The sequence below is a fragment of the Streptomyces sp. NPDC033136 genome (assembly GCF_055578235.1).
In genome coordinates this window covers 45,462-63,458 of record NZ_JBVIPD010000031.1, presented here as the reverse complement: position 1 = coordinate 63,458, position 17,997 = coordinate 45,462, and the positions used below count along the sequence as shown (strand labels likewise).

Here is a 17,997-nt window from a genome sequence, read left to right as displayed (position 1 = left end):
GAGATCCAGCTTCGCATGAAACACGCCATCGGGCGCAGAGAGTTGACCACCCGGTTCGGCCGTGCTCAGCGGGCTGTCAGCTGCCGCATACGCTCGAAGAGGTGGGTGATCGCGGGGTCACCGGTGGCGGCGTGGGCGTCGGTGGGGTGCAGGATCAGGGCGAGCAGCGCGGTGAAGGCGAGCACGGGCAGGGCGAGGGCCCACCAGGGCAGTCTGCCGTCGGCGCCGGCCCGGGTCGCCGGGTGGGGCCGGGGGTGCGTAGGGGCCGCCATGGATGCCTCCGCTCTTCGAGTGGTCGGTGACCGTCGCGCGGTCACACACCTGAAGCTACGGAATCCCGGGCCGCCGCCCCATCCGGTGATCCACCCAGTTGACCCTGACCCTCACCCCCTAGGGGACAGGGGGGCCAGCCCCACCATGGGGCGCGTCGGCGCCGGTCATGGCGAGGCGATGATCGCGATGACGGCGATGACGATGAAGATCGCGAAGAAGGCGCCGAACACGAGCAGCATCTTCTTCTGACCGTGCTGGGGATTCGGGTCGAGCACTGGCATGGAGCAAGTCTCGCACCACCCCCGGGTGCCCGGCGCCCGGGGGTGACCCCGAGCCCCGGACGGTGGCTCAGCGGGCCGCCTCGTCCTCCACCGTGCGGTCGCGGCCCGCCAGGAAGCCGACCACCATCTGCGGGATCATCAGGGCGCTCATCAGCGCGATCGGCAGGCCCCAGCCGCCGCTGTGCTGGTAGAGGACGCCCACCAGCAGCGGTCCCGGAATGGAGATCAGGTAGCCGGCGCTCTGCGCGAACGCCGACAGCTGGGCCACGCCCTGCCCGGTCCTGGCCCGCATGCCGACCATGGTCAGGGCGAGCGGGAAGGCGCAGTTGGAGACGCCGAGCAGCAGGGCCCAGGCCCAGGCGCCGGCGGCGGGCGCGAGGTACAGCCCCGTGTACCCGGCGAGGCCGCAGACACCGAGGGCGAGCACGATCGGGCCCTGCTGCGGCAGCCGCGTGGCCAGGCGGGGTATGACGAAGGCCAGGGGCACGCCCATGACCATGGTGACCGCCAGCAGCAGCCCCGCGGTGCCGGCGGGTACACCGGCGTCGCGGAAGATCTGCGCCATCCAGCCCATGGTGATGTAGGCGGCGGTGGCCTGGAGGCCGAAGAAAACGGCCAGCGCCCAGGCGGTACGGCTCCGGGTGATCCGCAGCCGCGGTGCCTCCCCGGGCGCGGGTTCCGTCACGGCGGGGGCAGAGGTGTCCTGACCCGCGGGTTCCGTCCCGGCGAGGGCCGGTGTTTCCGGCCCCGCCGACGTCCCGGCGGGGCCCGGCGTGTCCGCCGAGGCCTTCCCGGCAGGCGCGGGCTCCTCTCCGCCCCGGTCCCCCGCCCCGGGCCTGTCTCCGCGTCGGTCCCCCGCCCCGGGCGCCGTCCGTCCGCGTACGAACGGCAGCCAGGGCAGCACAGCCGCCACGGCCAGCCCCGCCCACAGGGCCAGGCCGGACTGCCAGCTGCCGCCGAGGGCGTCCGTCAGGGGCACCGTCACGGCGGCCGCGAGGGCCGTACCGAGGGCGAGGGCCATCGAGTACAGGCCGGTCATGGATCCGACGCGGTCGGGGAACCAGTGCTTGACGATGACCGGCATCAGGACGTTGCTGACCGCGATGCCCATGAGGGCGAGGGCGCTGGCGGCCAGGAAACCCGCCGTGCCGCCGGCGTACGGGCGGATCAGCAGGCCGGCGGCGATGGCGGCCATGCCGGCGCACACCACGGCGCCCGCTCCGAAGCGGCGGGCGAGCCGCGGGGCCGTCACGCCGAAGACGGCGAAGCACAGCGGCGGCACCGAGGCGAGCAGCCCGGCCGCGCTCCCGCTCATGCCGAGTCCGTCGCGGACCTCCTCCAGGAGGGCGCCGAGGCTGGTGATGGCGGGGCGGAGGTTCAGCGCGGACAGCACGATGCCGGCGACGAGCAGCCGCATCGTCCACGCGCGCGCGGGGGTGCCGCCGGGTTCCCGGGCGTCGTGTGCGGCCGAGCCGCGTGCGGTCGGGGGCGTCATCGTCCGGGTTTCCTCACCAGCCATGAGGCCCATCATAGAATCATGGGATGATTGACTGTCCACTCGTCGGCTGCCCTCCGGCGCCCCGGTCGTGCGAAGGTGAGCCATGCCCCTGAGCCATCCCCGCCGTTCGGCGCTCTCCGAGCAGGTCATCGCCGCCCTGCGGGCCCAGATCACCTCGGGCGAGTGGCCCGTCGGCTCCCGCATTCCGACCGAGCCGGAACTGGTCGAGCAGCTGGGTGTCGCCCGCAACACCGTCCGCGAGGCCGTCCGCGCGCTGTCGCACAACGGCCTGCTGGACATCCGCCAGGGCTCCGGCACGTTCGTCGTGGCGACGAGCGAGCTGGCGGGCGTGATGCAGCGGCGGTTCGCCGAGGCCGACCCCCGGCACATCGCCGAGCTGCGCTCCACGCTGGAGTCGGCCGCCGCCCGGCTGGCCGCGCAGCGGCGTACGGAGAAGGACCTGAAGCAGCTCGACGCGCTGCTGCTGCGGCGTGAGGAGGCCTGGGAGTCGGGGGACGCGGAGGCGTTCGTGACGGCGGACGCGACCTTCCACCTGGCCGTGGTGTCCGCTTCCCACAACGACGTGATGACCGCGATGTACGCGGACCTGGGCGAGGTGCTGCGGGACTGGCTGCGCGAGGACGTCGGCGAGGAGCTGACGCCGGAGACCTACATGGACCACGGGCGGCTGCTCGACGCGATCCGCGCGGGCGACGCGGACGAGGCGGCGGCGGAGGCCGCCCGCTACCCGTTCCTGTGCCGCCCCGGGGGGATCAGCTCGCCCGCCGGTGACTGACCCACACGTCGCCGACCTCTTTCCAGCAGCGGCCCGTCAGCCGCACGGTCTGCGCCGGACCGGCCTCCACCGGGGAGCTGTCGGTGTCGATGTCCCACCAGCGGGCGCACTCGACGTGCAGACTCACCCGGTCGGGCTCCGGATAGGGGTTGTGACAGAACGCGGTCACCTCGGACCCCGTGACGCGGATCCGGCACGCGGCGCCGAAGGGATCCGCCGGTTCGTCCCGGTCGGCGGGCACGCGCGCGTGAGGCACCGCTTGGTACGCCAGGGTCAGGACGAGGGCGACGGCGACGGACAGTGAGGCCGTTCGGCGGGACAAGCGCACAAGGGGACCTCCTCGGCCGTGCTGGGGAGGGGATCGCGTGGTGAACGCGTACTCCAGAGTGCCCAGTTACGGCCCGCCCCGCCCGGCCGGATGGGCCGAACGGGTGACGCCCCGCTCCCCGCGCGCTGCGGGAGACGGGGCGTCTACGACGTAGGGAAGATCAGGCGCCGATGGCGTGCAGACCGCCGTCCACGTGGATGATCTCGCCCGTGGTCTTCGGGAACCAGTCGCTCAGCAGCGCGACGACACCGCGGCCGGCCGGCTCGGGGTCCTTGAGGTCCCACTCCAGCGGGGAGCGGTTGTCCCACACGGAGGCCAGCTCGCTGAAGCCCGGGATGGACTTGGCGGCCATGGAGCCGAGCGGGCCCGCCGAGACCAGGTTGCAGCGGATGTTCTGCTTGCCCAGGTCACGGGCCATGTAGCGGCTGGTGGCCTCCAGGGCGGCCTTGGCCGGGCCCATCCAGTCGTACTGCGGCCAGGCGAACTGGGCGTCGAAGGTCAGACCGACGACCGAGCCGCCGTTCTGCATCAGCGGCAGGCAGGCCATGGTGAGCGACTTCAGGGAGTACGCCGAGACGTGCATGGCGGTGGCGACGGACTCGAACGGCGTGTTGAGGAAGTTGCCGCCGAGGGCGTCCTGCGGTGCGAAGCCGATGGAGTGGACGACGCCGTCGAGGCCGCCGAGCTCCTCGCCGACGATGTCGGCCAGGCGCCCGAGGTGCTCGTCGTTGGTCACGTCGAGCTCGATGACCTTGACGGGCTTGGGGAGCTTCTTGGCGATGCGTTCGGTCAGCGTGGGCCGCGGGAACGCCGTGAGGATGACCTCGGCACCCTGCTCCTGGGCCAGCTTGGCGGCGTGGAAGGCGATGGAGGCCTCCGTCAGTACACCGGTGATCAGGATGCGCTTGCCCTCGAGAATTCCGCTCATGGTGATCAGTGACCCATTCCCAGTCCGCCGTCAACAGGGATGACGGCTCCAGTGATGTACGAGGCGTCGTCCGAGGCGAGGAACCGCACCGCCGCGGCGATCTCGTCCGGCTGCGCGTACCGGCCGAGCGGCACCTGCGACACGATGCCGGCGCGCTGCTCGTCGGTGAGCACCTTGGTCATGTCGGTGTCGACGAAGCCGGGCGCGACGACGTTGAACGTGATGTTCCGCGAGCCCAGCTCCCGGGCGAGGGAACGCGCGAAGCCGACCAGGCCGGCCTTGGAGGCGGCGTAGTTCGCCTGGCCCGCCGAGCCGAGCAGGCCGACGACCGACGAGATCAGGACGACGCGGCCCTTCTTGGCCCGCAGCATGCCGCGGTTGGCGCGCTTGACGACGCGGAAGGTGCCGGTGAGGTTGGTGTCGACGACCGAGGTGAAGTCCTCCTCGGACATGCGCATCAGGAGCTGGTCCTTGGTGACGCCGGCGTTGGCGACGAGGACCTCGACGGGGCCGTGGGCCTCCTCGACCTCCTTGTAGGCCTGCTCCACCTGCTCGGCGTCGGTGATGTCGCACCTGACGGCCAGGCAGCCCAGTTCCGCCAGGGCGGCCGGCGGCTCACCCGAGCGGTAGGTGATGGCGACCTTGTCGCCGGCATCGGCGAAGGCACGGGCGATGGCGAGGCCGATGCCCCGGTTGCCTCCGGTGACGAGAACCGAGCGGCTCAACGGATCACCCTTTCGATAGCGGTCTGCGTACCCCGCCCGGGGCGCCTGGACGACAGGCGGCGATGACAGGCGGCTTCCTCGAAAACCTATCGGTCCGGGCACGCCCGCGGACAATCGGGCACCCACAGTGGCGTACCGGACTCCCTGTCGGGTTTCTACAGTCGACCGCTAGATCATTCCGCCGTTCCGGGTGCGTAGACGGGCAGCCCTTGGGCGCGCGCTGTCTCGAGCATCCTGCGGTCGTACGTCACCACTGCGGTCACGTCGTCACGCAGCGACAGTGCGCTGGCCACATGGATCGCGTCCAGCGTTCTCAGGCACCCGACCAGGAGAGCCGCAGCGTCGCGCACCTCTCGGGTGAGCAGGATCTCGGTGATCCGGGCGTCCAGGTCCTCCATCGCTTTGGGAAAGTGCCCCATGAGGTCCAGCGTCCGTACGGTCTCCACGAAGCCGAGCGTGCTGGTGGCGAGCGGCTCCATGGCCCGCTGCTGGAGGAAGGCGTCCAACGCGCCCCAGTGACTGCGCCGGGTCATCCAGGTGACCAGCGCGGACGTGTCCATGTAGATCAACGCTCGTCCTCTGCGCGCTCGGCCAGCAGGAGCGCCACGGGGTCGATGTCTTCCGGCACCTCGTAGTGCGGCATGCTGTGGCGGTCGGCGGCGGTGACCGGCTTCAGCTTGATCTTCCCCTGCGCCACCAAGTGCGCGTACCGCTCCATGGGACTGCCCGCCGGAGACAGTATCGCGATCACGTTGCCGTGCCGGGTGACCTCGATCGCCTCGCCCTTCTCGACCCGGGCGAAGACCGCGCTGGGGTTGTACGAGAACTCGCGAACGGAAATGGTGCTCATACCGCCCTCCCGTCACAGCAGGCTGGATTGTGCGTACATATCGCTGATGGTACCTATATTCTGCCGGTACCCGGCTTGAACACCTCCGGGCCCTCGGACTCCGTCGCTTTCATACGGTCCCGCGGTTGCGTGCCGTGTCGACCGACGCGGCGAGACCCTCGATGTCCGAGGCCAGGTCCCGCCAGGGACGTGCGAGATCGACGACGTGTCGCCAGATCCTCAGCCGCCCCTCCCCCACCGGCACCTCCACGACTCCGGGCCTGCCGGAGGCGTAGACGAGATGCCCCTCGGTGAGACCGAGGCGTACGCAGTAGGCGGTCATCTGGTACAGGTCGCCCCGCTGCGGTCTGGTCTTGAACTTGGCGTCCAGGACGACGGCCTGGCGCATCGCCCCGTCGCGCGGCGACGGCAAGTGCACGAGGTCGGGCTTGAGAGGACGTGCCTGCCGGCGGCGTCCAGGGAGAAGTTCCGGTCCTGCGGTTCGGGCCTGCCCCCGATGCGCGGTCGCAGGGATTCGCCGACGGCGCGGGCCAGGTAGGCCTCGAAGAGGCGCCACATGGTCACGAGCATGCCGTCGACGGCGATCTCGCGGCCGTCGCCGAGTTCGTAGGAGGCGCCGCGCAGGACGCGTTCGGCGAGGACGAGGGCGTGGGCGTAGCGGGCGTTGCGCCGGTCGGGGGTCCAGCGGGGTGCCGGGGCCCCGGCGGGCAGGAGCCGGACTCCGTCGAGCCGGGCGGTGAGGCGCTGGAGGGCGGAGCGCGGTGCCGGGTCGAGGCCGGGCACGCGCAGGAGGCGGCGGGCGGCGGCGAGGAGGAGGAGGAGGAGGCGGCGGCGGTTCTCCGTTATGTCGGGCGTGTGGTCGTCGTAGGCGACTTCCAGGGGCACGGGGACACCCGGTCTGCGGCGGAGCTGGTCGGCGTGGCGGATGCGGCCCCGGACGACGGGCAGCGTGTCGTACGTCTCCCGGTAGTCGTGGAGGACGCCGTGCAGCAGGGCGCGTTCGGCGGCGGAGACGAAGGCGTGCGCCAGGGCCGGGAGGAGGTCCGGGCGGGCGTCGGCGGTGACCGGGCACGGATCGAAGTCGACGCGCTCCGGGGCATAGGAGACGAGGTGGAGGAGACGGTCGACCGGGACCTTGGGGGTGATCGTCAGCTGGAGGGCGCCGTCGCCCCTGCCGAGACGGACGGCCCCCACGCGGTCCTTGGCCTTCAGCCGCCACAGTGTGGCGGCCTCGGGGTGCAGCTGGACGAGGCCGTCGTGGGTGGCGAGCGTCGCCACCTGGGCGGGGGTGAGGTTCCAGGTGGTCCAGCCGCCGCCCTCCGCGAGCCGGATGCGCGCGGCGGTGTCACGGCATTCGCGTGGCTGGGTGTGGCGGGAGATCACGAGTCCTCGGAGCCGGAGGTCTCGTCTGAAGGCGGCAGGATGCCGAGCTGTTCCCGCAGCTTGTCCAGTCCGTAGGTGAACTCCACGTCGGTGCCGTCGCCCCAGTGGTGCTCGGTGAGGAGCGGGATGATCTGGGTCTTCCACAGCCGTTCGAGCGCGCCTTCGCCCGTGCGGGCGAGGTCCTGCATGAAGTACGAGGGGCCGACGCGGAAGGAGCGGTCCCCGGGGCTGCCGTCGGCGAGGAGGCGGTTGATCTCGTCGAGGAGACGGGCGTGGGAGTCGTCGAACGCGGCCGGGTCCTCGCCCCGTTCCTCCGCCCGCCTGCGCAGCCAGGAGTCCAGCAACCCGGCCACCGGCGGGGTGTCGGGGTGCAGCTCCATGAAGGAGAAGCGGCGGCGCATGGCGGCGTCCATGTACGCCACCGAGCGGTCGACGGTGTTCATGGTGCCGAGGATGTAGAGGTTGGGCGGGAGGCGGAAGCCCCGTCCGTCGTCGGAGCCGTACAGCAGGTGGACGCGCTCGTGGCGGTACTCCAGGAGGAAGTACAGCTCGCCGAAGATCTTGGCCAGGTGGCCGCGGTTGATCTCGTCGACGACCAGGACGAAGACCTCGGCCGGGCGCCGCTCCGCCTCGTCGGCGAGCTTGCGCAGCGGGCCCCGGACGAGGTCGTAGGCGAGGCCGCCGCCCGTGTCACCGTCCTGGCCGGCGCCCAGGCGCGGGCGGATGCCCTCGAAGAAGTCCTCGTAGGCGTAGGCGGGGTGGAACTGGACGAGGCGAACGTTCGTGGCGCTGGAAGCGCCGGCCAGGTGGCGGGCGAGGGCGAGTGCCGTGTACGTCTTTCCGGTGCCGGGCGGCCCGTGGAAGATCAGCTGCGGGGTGGCGCGGAGGAGCTCGACGCAGTCCCGGAGCCAGGTGGTGTCGGGCATGTGGAGCGCTTCGGCCAGTTCGGCGGTGGCGTCGGGCAGTACGGCCGGGCCCGTGGGCAGCGGGGCGGTGCGCGGCATGTCACCGATCAGGGCGAGGACGGTCTCGGCGTACTCGGTGGCCTCCAGGACCTGGGAGTCCGCGTCCTGGACGACACTGGAGAGTCCGGAGGGCAGGTCCTTGAGGAAGTCCAGGGGCTTGTTCAGGTTGCGCCAGTCGACGGGCCGCTCCAGCCGTTCCGCGTTGTGGGCGGCGGGACCGCCGACCACTCCGACGTACGTCTCGAAGCCGTCGGTGGACAGCACGATGTCGCCCTTGCGCATGCGGTTGAGGAAGGCGTCGAGTTCCCGGGCGACGGCTTCCCTGCGCGCGGGTCCGGTGGCGGGGAGCGCCGTTTTTCCTTCCGCAGGACGGTCGCGGCGGTGTGCAGGGCCTGGGCGACGACGGTCGTGATGCTGGGCACGGCGTCCATTCGTCGCAGGGGCGGGGGTGACGGCCGCGCCCGGACTCAGTCCAGGCCGACCGGGGTGATCGGGGTGATCGGGATGTCGTCGGGGCCGTTCGTCTGGACGAGCAGAAGGTCACCGACGGTGGCCTCAGGGCCTAGACCGAGGCTGGAGACCGGGACCGCGCCCGGAGCCTTCGCCGTGCCGACGGGCTGTAGGTGCAGCTCGCTCTCCGCGCCCTGGAAGGCGAGGACCGCCCACACCTCGTCGTGGCCGATGCGGGACACCACGCTGCTCAGCCGGTCGGTGAGGACCGCGCACACCACGGTGAGCCGTTGCCGCTCCGTCCTGGGCACGGGGAACGCGGCGATCCGCTCCAGCACGCCGGGCAACGCCAGTGTGCCCTCCAGCAGCCGCTGGACGGTCTCCCGCTCCTCATCCCGCCCGTCCGCGGTTTCGGCGGCGGCAAAGTGCACCAGGGGCAGGCCGTCGTCCAGGGTTCGCTGCCATTTGGGCAACAGGAAGTCGATGGTCAGGGCCTCTTCGCGGGTGGGTGGGTGCACCTCGTCGCCCTCGCCGAACTGGGCGAGCCAGGCGTTGACGTCTCCCCAGCGCCACACCGGTGAGCGTCCGGTGATCCCCTCGGGATCCGGGAAGGGCAGCTTGTCCTGCCGCCGCTCTCCGTTCACCCACTGCTGGACGTTCTGGCGCGAACGCTCGACCCGCTCCGCGATGTCCGAGACACCCACGAGGTCGGGGTCGGTACGCACCAGTCTCAGGGCGGGCAGGGACTTGCGCAGCCGTACGACGATACGGTGGGCCGCGTCGATCGCGTTGACCCCGCTCTCGGAGACGTCCAGGAAGTGCCGGCCTCGGTGACGGGTCAACACCCCATCGAAGGTCTCGTGGACGATCGCGACAGCTTTGTCGTCGTCCACCTCGATGCCGTCCACGACGAAGTGAAACTCGTACTCCATGGCGCCCCAGCCCCCCATGCGTATGCCTGCTCGCTCTTCCTGGTTCCGGTATCTGCGGCCTCTCGCTCCAGGGAACCCCCCAGATGCAAGCTTCGCCGAGCCCGAAGGTGTTGTCAATTGCCAACGCCGCCACGCAGGGCCGTGCGCGGGTCGTCCGGCGGCAGCGGGCACCACTTCGCCTTGCGGGCTATTCGACGGGCCTCCTGGCTGGGATTCTTCGGGGTGCCACCGACCCGGATCACCGTGCAGTGGTCCGGACACGGGCAGTACAGCGTGCCCCAGTGAGCCTCCGACGCGAGCGTCCACCCGTCGGCGACGAGCCGCTTGAGGACCGCCCTGACCTCCTTGCTCGGATGGTCCGCCGCAGCGACCTCACGTCCGACCACGTACGCCTCCACAAGCCGTCGCCCGTCGCAGAGCTGACCGTCAACTCGAACAGGCCGGCAAGCCTACCCGCCCCTACTGACACTGGCCGAAATCACAACTCGGCACGCGTAGCAGGGCGTTGCGGAAGATGATCGTCAACTACGGCCGAACGGGACACGGGCCGTCCGGGACACGGACCGCGCACTCGGCCCACACGGTCTTGCCCGGACCCGTCCGCCCGGCCACGCCCCAGCGGTCGGCGACGGCTTCCACGAGGAGCAGACCTCTGCCACTGTCGGCGTCCGCAGAGCCCTGGGCCGTCGGCTCCGGGTGCCCCGGGTGGGTGTCGGACACCTCGACGCGGACGAGTCCCGCGGTCCGGTCGCATGTGAGCCGCAACTCGAAGTCACGCCCCGGCACGCGGCCGTGGAGGGCCGCGTAGGAGGCGAGTTCGGCCACGACGAGGGTGACGGTATCGGAGGCCGGGCTGCCGTAGGGCAGGTGCCACCGGTCGAGCTGGTGGGTGGCGAGTCTGCGGGCGAGGCGTGCGCCGCGGCGCGTGGCGGAGAAGCGCTGGGTGAACACACTTACGGTTACGGCCTCTTGGGCCCGTGGTGCTGGCATGCGCCCAGCGTTCCGGGCCGCTCCCGGCCCCCAACAGGGACGACACCCATACAGGCGCGACTGTATCGGTGCACACTCTGGACTGGGTGGGTAACTCCCCGTGACCCTGGGCGGGTCGGGCGGGGTTGTGCGGGGCGTGGAGACGTGAACACGGGAGGCACGCGGCGATGAGGACGGACCACGGCGGAGGCGGAAACGGCGCCGCGAACGCCACGGAGGCGGAACTCTCCGACAGCCTGAAGACCTTCGGCGCGGTCCTCAAGGCCCTGCGCGAGGAATGCGGCCTGACGCAGGAGGAGTTCGCGGTGCGGGTGCGGTACTCGGCCGCGTACGTCGCCAAGATCGAGCAGGGGAAGCGGTTCCCGCCGGCGGACCTGCCGGGGCGGGCGGAGGAGGTCCTGGGGTCGGTCGCGGTCAAGGTCCTCACGGCTGCGGCGAAGAGTCTGACGCGGAGGGCGGTGTTGGCTTCCTGGTTTCGGCAGTGGGCGGAGATTGAGGAGGATGCGGTCTCTCTGTACACGTACGAGTGCCGAGCGATTCCAGGGTTGCTGCAACCTGAGGTGTACATCCGAGCCATCTTCGACCGGCGACTGCCGCCTGCGTCCGAGGAGCAGATCGAACGGGAGGTCGCGTCTCGGCTGGAACGGCAGCAGCTCATCTCCGCCAACCACAACACCGCGTTCAGCTTCGTCATCGAACAGAGCGTCGTAGCCCGGCGCATGGGAGGGCGCGAGGTCACCAGGCAAGTCATCGATCGCCTGCTTGAGATGAGCGCGCGGCGCAATGTCGAGATCCAGATTATGGCCACCGTCCAGGAGGACCACTGCGGCATCGACGGTCAGATGTACCTCGCGGAGACAACGGCTCATAAGTGGCTCGGCTACACCGAAGGCCAGCGGTCGAGCAGCCTGATCTCCGCGCCCAAGGATGTAAGCGTCCTGCTCCAGCGCTATGGCAAGCTGCGTTCCCAAGCCCTGGACTGTCGAGCTACCGTGACGCTGCTGGAACAGATGCGAGGAGCGCTATGACTACCGCCTACGAGCTGAGCTGGTTCAAGAGCAGCTACAGCGGCAGCGAGAACGACAACTGCGTCGAGGTCGCCGTGCGCCCCGAGGCCATCCGCATCCGCGACTCCAAGGACACGCACATCCGTCCACTCGTCTTCACACCGACCACGTGGGCGGCGTTCACGGCACTCGCAGCCCACGCGTCTCTGGACGGCTGAGTCCGCGTCGTACGTGACGACAACGGGCGGGTACGGGAGTTGTCCCCCACGGCCTGGGGCAGCCGGTCGTAGGTCAGCCCAAGCTCCCCCGCCGTCGCCAGAGCCCGGTACAGAGCACCGCGTACCTGGCTGACCAGGGCGAAGTCGTTGAAGTGGCCGGCCTGGAGGATGGCATCCTGCCGGTTGTCGACGAAGGTGACGCCGGTCGCCATCGTGGCCGAGGTGCCGATGCACTGGAGGCGGGGTGCTTCGCAGGCGTCCCGCAGCCGGCGGACGAGAAGGGCGACATCCGCTCCCTGGCGGCCCCTATAGGTGTGCAGTTCGTCGAGGGCGAGGAAGCGCAGGCCACGAGCGGCGCCGATCAGCTCCCGCCGTTCGTCGGGGCGAGTGAGGAGGTACTCCAGCATCACGTAGTTGGTGAGCAGGATGTCCGGCTTGTTCCGCAGGACCTGGAGTTTCTGCTCGGAGTCCTCCTGGCCGGTGTACCGCGCGAAGGTCACCTTGCGGCGGTCCTCGGGGACGCCCCACGTGAGGTACTTCTCCAGCTCGTGGAGCTGGCTGTTGGCCAGCGCGTTCATGGGATAGACGACGATCGCCGAGATCCCGTCGGGATTCGGGTGCCGCAGCACCTTGTCGACGATCGGCACGATGTAGGTCGGCCAGCGGGTTTTGCGCTCGCGCTCGCCGACGAGGTGACTCTCGATGTCCGGGTCCCGCACGGCGACGAGGGAGCTGGTGAACGCCTCGTACTCGGCGATGAGGTCGTGATGGACACCGAAGACGTCCATAGGTCGGTCGGGCCCCTTGATCACATACGTCCGCTTGGTCGCGTGCCACGTCCTGGAAGCAGACCCCCGCCAGGAGACGGACCACGCAACTGATCCACCCCTACTGCCCCACCCCCCTCCTTCCGCCGGTGGTTTCGCTTCCTCACGCTCCAGCTTTTTCAGGGGAGTCCGAAGAGCGAGACGTGGTTCACTGCCTCCGATGGTCACCACAGGCAAGCGCCCGAAGGGATCTCTCCGACCGTGCCCCATGACATCGATCAGACCTTCTTGGCACTCCCCCTACGCGCCCTCGCCGACGCGGCCCTCGCACGCGCGCGTGCACTCGGTGCCGAGCACGCGGACTTCCGGTTCGAGCGGGTGCGGGGCGCCTCCTGGCGGTTCCGGGACGCCAAGCCCGCCGGGTCCTCGGACACCACCGACCTCGGGTACGCGGTGCGGGTGGTGCACGGCGGTACGTGGGGTTTCGCGTCCGGCGTCGACCTCACCATGGACGCCGCCGCCAGGGTCGCCGGGCAGGCGGTGGCCATGGCCAGGCTGTCCGCCCAGGTGATCAAGGCGGCCGGTTCGGAGGAGCGCGTCGAGCTGGCCGACGAGCCGGTGCACGCCGAGAAGACGTGGATCTCGTCGTACGAGATCGATCCGTTCACGGTGCCCGACGAGGAGAAGGCCGCCCTGATCGCGGACTGGAGCGCGCGGTTGCTGGCGGCGCGGGGGGTGGACCATGTCGACGCCTCGCTGCTCACCGTCCACGAGAACAAGTTCTACACCGACACCGCCGGGACCGTGACCACGCAGCAGCGAGTGCGGCTGCACCCGGTGTTCAACGCCGTGTCGGTGGACGAGTCGAGCGGCGAGTTCGACTCGATGCGCACCCTCGCGCCGCCCGTGGGACGCGGCTGGGAGTATCTGCGGGGCACCGGCTGGGACTGGGAGAGCGAGCTGGAGCAGATCCCGGAACTGCTCGCCGAGAAGATGCGCGCCCCGAGCGTCGAGCCGGGCCTGTACGACCTGGTCGTCGACCCGTCAAACCTGTGGCTGACCATCCACGAGTCCATCGGGCACGCCACCGAGCTCGACCGGGCGCTCGGCTACGAGGCCGCCTACGCCGGCACGTCCTTCGCCACGTTCGACCAGCTGGGCAGGCTGCGCTACGGCTCGGAGCTGATGAACGTCACCGGCGACCGCACCGCCGAGCACGGCCTGGCCACCATCGGGTACGACGACGAGGGCGTCGCGGGCCAGTCCTGGGACCTGGTCAGGGACGGCACGCTCGTCGGGTACCAGCTGGACCGGCGGATCGCGAGGCTGACCGGCTTCGAGCGGTCCAACGGGTGCGCCTACGCCGACTCCCCCGGGCACGTGCCGGTGCAGCGCATGGCCAACGTGTCGTTGCGGCCGGACCCGGCCGGGATGTCGACCGAGGACCTCATCGGGGGCGTCGAGCGGGGCGTCTACGTCGTCGGCGACCGGTCCTGGTCGATCGACATGCAGCGCTACAACTTCCAGTTCACGGGGCAGCGCTTCTACCGGATCGAGAACGGGCGGCTCGCCGGGCAGCTGCGGGACGTGGCCTACCAGGCGACGACCACCGACTTCTGGGGCTCGATGGCCGCGGTGGGCGGACCGCAGACCTACGTCCTGGGCGGCGCCTTCAACTGCGGCAAGGCCCAGCCGGGCCAGGTCGCCGCCGTCTCGCACGGCTGTCCGTCGGCCCTCTTCAAGGGCGTCAACATCCTCAACACCACGCAGGAGGCCAGTCGATGAGCGCGCGCACCAGCAAGCCCCACGAGGTCGTCGAGCGCGCCCTCGAACTGTCCCGGGCGGACGGCTGTGTCGTCATCGCCGACGAGCAGTCCACCGCCAACCTGCGCTGGGCGGGCAACGCGCTGACCACGAACGGCGTCACGCGCGGGCGCACGCTCACCGTGGTCGCGACGGTGGACGGCAAGGAGGGCACGGCCTCGGGGGTCGTGTCGCGGTCCGCCGTGACCGCCGACGATCTGGAGCCCCTGGTGCGGGCCGCCGAGGCCGCCGCGCGCGGTGCCGGTCCCGCCGAGGACGCCCAGCCGCTGGTCACGGGCGTGGCGCAGTCGCCGGAGTTCACGGAGGCGCCGGTCGAGACGTCCTCGGCCGTGTTCGCCGACTTCGCCCCGGCCCTCGGCGAGGCCTTCGCACGCGCGCGTGCGGGCGGCCGCGAGCTGTACGGCTTCGCCAACCACGAGCTGGTGTCGACCTACGTCGGCACCTCCACGGGGCTGCGGCTGCGGCACGACCAGCCGAACGGGACGCTGGAGCTGAACGCCAAGTCGCCGGACCGGACCCGGTCCGCGTGGGACGGGCGCTCCACGCGGGACTTCAAGGACGTCGACCCGGCGGCGCTGGACGCGGAGCTGGCCGTGCGCCTCGGCTGGGCCGAGCGGCGTGTGGAGTTGCCCGCGGGGCGCTACGAGACGTTGCTGCCGCCGACGGCCGTGGCGGACCTGCTGATCTACCAGTTGTGGTCGGCGTCGGGCCGGGACGCGGTCGAGGGCCGCACGGTCTTCTCCAAGCCGGGCGGCGGCACCCGGGTCGGCGAGAGGCTGACCGACCTGCCGCTGACCCTGCGCAGCGACCCGTACGAACCGGGCCTGGAGTCGGCGCCGTTCGTGATCGCGCACTCCTCCGGGGGTGACCAGTCGGTGTTCGACAACGGGCTGCCGCTCGCGGCCACCGAGTGGATGCGCGAGGGCGAGCTGCGGCACCTGACGACCAGCCGCCACAGCGCCGGCCTGACCGGGCTGCCCGTGGCGCCGGGCATCGACAACATCGTCCTGGACGGGGGCGAGGACCGCTCTCTGGACGAGATGGTCGCGGACACCGAGCACGGGCTGCTGCTGACCTGCCTGTGGTACATCCGCGAGGTCGACCCGGCGACGCTGCTGCTCACCGGTCTGACCCGGGACGGCGTCTACCTCGTCGAGAACGGCGAGGTGACCGGCGAGGTGAACAACTTCCGGTTCAACGAGTCGCCGGTCGGCGTGCTGGGCCGGGCCACGGAGGCCGGCCGGACCGAGAAGACGCTGCCCAGGGAGTGGGGCGACTGGTTCACCAGGGCGGCGATGCCCGCGCTGCGCGTCCCGGATTTCAATATGAGCTCTGTCAGCCAGGGCGTATAACCTCGTAGGCGTTCGCAGCCGGCTGTCGCCCGGCCGGCCGAAGATCATCCAAGGAGACATGAGAACCGTGACGGACATCGTCGACGAGCTGAAGTGGCGCGGGCTGTTCGCCCTGTCCACTGACGAGGACGCTTTGCGCAAGGCGCTCGCGGACGGTCCCGTCACGTTCTATTGCGGTTTTGACCCGACCGCGCCGTCGCTGCACGTGGGGCACCTGGTGCAGGTGCTCACCGTGCGCCGGCTCCAGCAGGCCGGTCACCGGCCGCTGGCGCTGGTCGGCGGTGCCACGGGCCTGATCGGCGACCCCCGCCCGACCGCGGAGCGCACACTGAACGACCCGGAGACGGTCGGCGGCTGGGTCGACAGGCTGCGCGCCCAGATCGAGCCGTTCCTGACCTTCGAGGGCGAGAACGCGGCCGTCATGGTCAACAACCTCGACTGGACGGAGAACCTCTCCGCGATCGAGTTCCTCCGGGACATCGGCAAGCACTTCCGCGTCAACAAGATGCTGACGAAGGACTCCGTGGCCCGCCGACTGGAGTCCTCCGAGGGCATCAGCTACACGGAGTTCAGCTACCAGCTCCTGCAGGGCATGGACTTCCTCCAGCTCTACCGGCGCTACGGCTGCACGCTGCAGCAGGGCGGCAGCGACCAGTGGGGCAACCTCACGGCGGGCCTGGACCTGATCCACCGCCTGGAGCCGCACGCCGACGTGCACGCGCTGGCGACACCGCTGATGACCAAGGCGGACGGCACCAAGTTCGGCAAGACCGAGGGCGGCGCCGTCTGGCTCGACCCGGAGATGACGACGCCGTACGCGTTCTACCAGTTCTGGCTGAACGTGGACGACCGGGACATCTCGAAGTACATGCGCATCCTGTCCTTCCGTTCCCGCGAGGAGCTTCAGGAGCTGGAGAAGCAGACGGAGGAGCGTCCGCAGGCCCGCGCCGCGCAGCGAGCCCTAGCCGAGGAGCTGACGACGCTGGTGCACGGCGCCGGCCAGACGGCCGCCGTGATCGCCGCGTCCAAGGCCCTCTTCGGGCAGGGCGAGCTGGCGGGGCTCGACGAGAGGACGCTGGCCGCGGCCCTCTCCGAGGTGCCGCACGTCCAGGTGGCCGAGCTCGGTCCGGCCGTCGACCTGTTCGCCGAGGTCGGTCTGGTGGCCAGCAAGTCGGCCGCGCGCCGCACGGTCAAGGAGGGCGGCGCCTACGTGAACAACGTGAAGGTCGTCGGTGAGGACACCGTCCCCGCCAAGGAGGACCTGCTGCACGGCCGCTGGCTGGTGCTGCGCCGGGGCAAGAAGAACCTGGCGGCGGTCGAGGTCACGGGCGGCTGAGCCCGCACGGCGAAGGGGGTGGCCTCCGGTGCGGACGCCACCCCCTTCGCCGTGCGCCCCGTCATGCCCTGCGTCTGTCTCCCCTGGCCGCCGTCCACGCCCGGTCGCCGAGACCGACGAGGATGATCGCGGCCACCAGCTGGAAAACATGGCGCCACCAGTCGATGCCCGCTGTGGCTTCGACACCGGCCGCCCGGGCGATGGCATTGCCGGCGATGGCGCCGATCATGCCCAGGATGACGGTCAGCCACAGGGGAATGTGCTGCTTGCCCGGAATGATCGCCTTGGCGAGCAGACCGAGCACCAGCCCCACGAGGATCGCCCACAACCAGCCCATCGCTGCCTCCTCCACGGCTCGACGTGAGCACTACGGCCAGTGTCGGCCCAGACGCCCTGCGCCGCACGCCGGGAAAGCCGTACGCGCTACGGCCCGGGCTGCTCGCCCGGGCAGGACGGAACCCGGCCTCGTAGCCGACGCGGACGCGGCGTACCGTGGAAGTGTCCTGGCCGGGGCCCCGGTCGGCCCAGGCCGCTACGGGGCGGGGAGAGTCCGAATACGGGCGGATGGTGGAATGCGATGCGGAAGCAGCATGGCGGCGGCAACGTCCAGGTTTTCCGGATCACCGGCGCCCGGGCGGGGCTGCAGGACGACGTACGCGCCCGGCAGCGCCGGTACGTGATCTCGATGACGGTCCGCACGATCTCCGTGATCCTCGCGGCCACCTTGTGGAACGTCGAACGGCACGTGGCCATCGTGGCGTTGGTGCTCGGGCTGGTGCTGCCGTACATCGCGGTGGTGATCGCGAACGCGGGGCGCGAGAACGCGCCGTCTCTGCCGTCAACGTTCGTGGCGCCACCGGCGCGGCCCATGATCGCGCCCCCGGAGCCGCAGGACGGGCCGGCGGAATCCGCCGCGGAAGATGCCGTGTCGGGGACGATGCCGGGGGCGCGGGCGGAGTCGCACGAGCGGTAGGGCACCCGCGAGGCGATCACAAACGGAAGTCAACTTCCCGCCAAGCTCAAGAAAAGCTCAGATCAATCATGTTGTTCCAGTGCCGGGCCCGGGGTTACCCGTGACATACTTCGTACGCGCT

22 protein-coding genes and 1 pseudogene are annotated in these 17,997 nt (G+C 70.7%); 7 read left to right on the top strand and 16 right to left on the bottom strand.

The window, feature by feature from the left end:
* Positions 1-65: 65 nt before the first annotated feature.
* The 3 genes from ACZ5TL_RS36100 to ACZ5TL_RS36090 form a co-directional block, all read right to left on the bottom strand.
* Positions 66-272: a hypothetical protein gene (locus ACZ5TL_RS36100; RefSeq protein WP_468595016.1), complete on the bottom strand. Its 207-nt coding sequence runs from the start codon at positions 270-272 to the stop codon at positions 66-68.
* Positions 273-437: 165 nt separating this feature from the next.
* Positions 438-554 (bottom strand): SGM_5486 family transporter-associated protein, encoded by a 117-nt coding sequence (locus tag ACZ5TL_RS36095; protein WP_282572612.1) that lies wholly within the window; start codon positions 552-554, stop codon positions 438-440.
* 67 nt (positions 555-621) lie between these two features.
* A complete protein-coding gene (locus ACZ5TL_RS36090; RefSeq protein ID WP_468595015.1) occupies positions 622-2,085 on the bottom strand; it encodes a CynX/NimT family MFS transporter in 1,464 nt (487 codons plus the stop codon).
* A 70-nt stretch (positions 2,086-2,155) separates the two neighbouring features.
* On the opposite strand from ACZ5TL_RS36090, the gene ACZ5TL_RS36085 reads away from it, so the two are divergent.
* A complete protein-coding gene (locus ACZ5TL_RS36085) occupies positions 2,156-2,848 on the top strand; it encodes a FadR/GntR family transcriptional regulator (protein WP_468595014.1) in 693 nt (230 codons plus the stop codon).
* On the opposite strand, the gene ACZ5TL_RS36080 is transcribed toward ACZ5TL_RS36085, so the two are convergent.
* The 11 genes from ACZ5TL_RS36080 to ACZ5TL_RS36030 form a co-directional block, all read right to left on the bottom strand.
* Positions 2,826-3,176 carry a hypothetical protein gene (locus ACZ5TL_RS36080; protein WP_468595013.1) on the bottom strand — a complete coding sequence of 117 codons (351 nt, stop codon included), beginning with the start codon at positions 3,174-3,176 and terminating at the stop codon, positions 2,826-2,828. The genes ACZ5TL_RS36085 and ACZ5TL_RS36080 overlap by 23 nt on opposite strands.
* Before the next feature lie 160 nt (positions 3,177-3,336).
* Positions 3,337-4,104: an enoyl-ACP reductase FabI gene (fabI, locus tag ACZ5TL_RS36075; RefSeq protein WP_468595012.1), complete on the bottom strand. Its 768-nt coding sequence runs from the start codon at positions 4,102-4,104 to the stop codon at positions 3,337-3,339.
* 5 nt (positions 4,105-4,109) lie between these two features.
* Positions 4,110-4,829, bottom strand: a complete 720-nt coding sequence (fabG, locus tag ACZ5TL_RS36070) for a 3-oxoacyl-[acyl-carrier-protein] reductase (RefSeq protein ID WP_468595011.1) — start codon at positions 4,827-4,829, stop codon at positions 4,110-4,112.
* Positions 4,830-5,002: 173 nt separating this feature from the next.
* A complete protein-coding gene (locus ACZ5TL_RS36065; protein WP_468595036.1) occupies positions 5,003-5,389 on the bottom strand; it encodes a type II toxin-antitoxin system VapC family toxin in 387 nt (128 codons plus the stop codon).
* 5 nt (positions 5,390-5,394) lie between these two features.
* Positions 5,395-5,679: a type II toxin-antitoxin system Phd/YefM family antitoxin gene (locus ACZ5TL_RS36060; RefSeq protein WP_468595010.1), complete on the bottom strand. Its 285-nt coding sequence runs from the start codon at positions 5,677-5,679 to the stop codon at positions 5,395-5,397.
* Positions 5,680-5,788: 109 nt separating this feature from the next.
* Entirely contained in the window at positions 5,789-6,097 is a 309-nt protein-coding gene (locus ACZ5TL_RS36055) for a 5-methylcytosine restriction system specificity protein McrC (protein ID WP_468595009.1), read from the bottom strand.
* Positions 5,998-7,062 carry a 5-methylcytosine restriction system specificity protein McrC gene (locus ACZ5TL_RS36050; RefSeq protein WP_468595008.1) on the bottom strand — a complete coding sequence of 355 codons (1,065 nt, stop codon included), beginning with the start codon at positions 7,060-7,062 and terminating at the stop codon, positions 5,998-6,000. Before ACZ5TL_RS36050 ends, ACZ5TL_RS36055 begins: the two co-directional genes overlap by 100 nt.
* On the bottom strand, positions 7,059-8,309 hold the full coding sequence (locus ACZ5TL_RS36045) for an McrB family protein (RefSeq protein WP_468595007.1): 1,251 nt from the start codon (positions 8,307-8,309) through the stop codon (positions 7,059-7,061). Before ACZ5TL_RS36045 ends, ACZ5TL_RS36050 begins: the two co-directional genes overlap by 4 nt.
* A 185-nt stretch (positions 8,310-8,494) precedes the next feature.
* A complete protein-coding gene (locus ACZ5TL_RS36040) occupies positions 8,495-9,409 on the bottom strand; it encodes a helix-turn-helix transcriptional regulator (protein ID WP_468595006.1) in 915 nt (304 codons plus the stop codon).
* Between the two features lie 113 nt (positions 9,410-9,522).
* Positions 9,523-9,795 carry a hypothetical protein gene (locus tag ACZ5TL_RS36035; RefSeq protein ID WP_468595005.1) on the bottom strand — a complete coding sequence of 91 codons (273 nt, stop codon included), beginning with the start codon at positions 9,793-9,795 and terminating at the stop codon, positions 9,523-9,525.
* A 139-nt stretch (positions 9,796-9,934) separates the two neighbouring features.
* A complete protein-coding gene (locus ACZ5TL_RS36030; RefSeq protein WP_468595004.1) occupies positions 9,935-10,399 on the bottom strand; it encodes an ATP-binding protein in 465 nt (154 codons plus the stop codon).
* 167 nt (positions 10,400-10,566) lie between these two features.
* Between ACZ5TL_RS36030 and ACZ5TL_RS36025 the strand changes: the two genes are divergently transcribed.
* On the top strand, positions 10,567-11,427 hold the full coding sequence (locus tag ACZ5TL_RS36025; protein WP_468595003.1) for a helix-turn-helix domain-containing protein: 861 nt from the start codon (positions 10,567-10,569) through the stop codon (positions 11,425-11,427).
* Positions 11,424-11,624, top strand: a complete 201-nt coding sequence (locus ACZ5TL_RS36020; protein ID WP_468595002.1) for a DUF397 domain-containing protein — start codon at positions 11,424-11,426, stop codon at positions 11,622-11,624. The genes ACZ5TL_RS36025 and ACZ5TL_RS36020 overlap by 4 nt, the downstream gene beginning before the upstream one ends.
* A 266-nt stretch (positions 11,625-11,890) precedes the next feature.
* Here ACZ5TL_RS36020 and ACZ5TL_RS36015 read toward each other — a convergent pair.
* Positions 11,891-12,412 (bottom strand): annotated as a pseudogene (locus ACZ5TL_RS36015) (DEAD/DEAH box helicase); the annotation flags it as partial.
* A gap of 240 nt (positions 12,413-12,652) precedes the next feature.
* On the opposite strand from ACZ5TL_RS36015, the gene ACZ5TL_RS36010 reads away from it, so the two are divergent.
* The 3 genes from ACZ5TL_RS36010 (at position 12,653) to tyrS (ending at position 16,903) form a co-directional block, all read left to right on the top strand.
* The gene (locus ACZ5TL_RS36010) at positions 12,653-14,176 is read left to right on the top strand and encodes a TldD/PmbA family protein (RefSeq protein WP_468595001.1); all 1,524 of its coding nucleotides are present in this window, start codon (positions 12,653-12,655) and stop codon (positions 14,174-14,176) included.
* Entirely contained in the window at positions 14,173-15,567 is a 1,395-nt protein-coding gene (locus tag ACZ5TL_RS36005; RefSeq protein ID WP_468595000.1) for a metallopeptidase TldD-related protein, read from the top strand. The genes ACZ5TL_RS36010 and ACZ5TL_RS36005 overlap by 4 nt, the downstream gene beginning before the upstream one ends.
* 67 nt (positions 15,568-15,634) lie before the next feature.
* Positions 15,635-16,903 carry a tyrosine--tRNA ligase gene (gene tyrS, locus ACZ5TL_RS36000; RefSeq protein WP_468595035.1) on the top strand — a complete coding sequence of 423 codons (1,269 nt, stop codon included), beginning with the start codon at positions 15,635-15,637 and terminating at the stop codon, positions 16,901-16,903.
* 61 nt (positions 16,904-16,964) lie between these two features.
* Here the strand turns inward: tyrS and ACZ5TL_RS35995 are convergent, their stop codons facing one another.
* Positions 16,965-17,240 (bottom strand): GlsB/YeaQ/YmgE family stress response membrane protein, encoded by a 276-nt coding sequence (locus tag ACZ5TL_RS35995; protein WP_468594999.1) that lies wholly within the window; start codon positions 17,238-17,240, stop codon positions 16,965-16,967.
* A gap of 240 nt (positions 17,241-17,480) precedes the next feature.
* Between ACZ5TL_RS35995 and ACZ5TL_RS35990 the strand changes: the two genes are divergently transcribed.
* The gene (locus tag ACZ5TL_RS35990) at positions 17,481-17,876 is read left to right on the top strand and encodes a DUF3099 domain-containing protein (RefSeq protein WP_468594998.1); all 396 of its coding nucleotides are present in this window, start codon (positions 17,481-17,483) and stop codon (positions 17,874-17,876) included.
* Positions 17,877-17,997 lie beyond the last annotated feature (121 nt).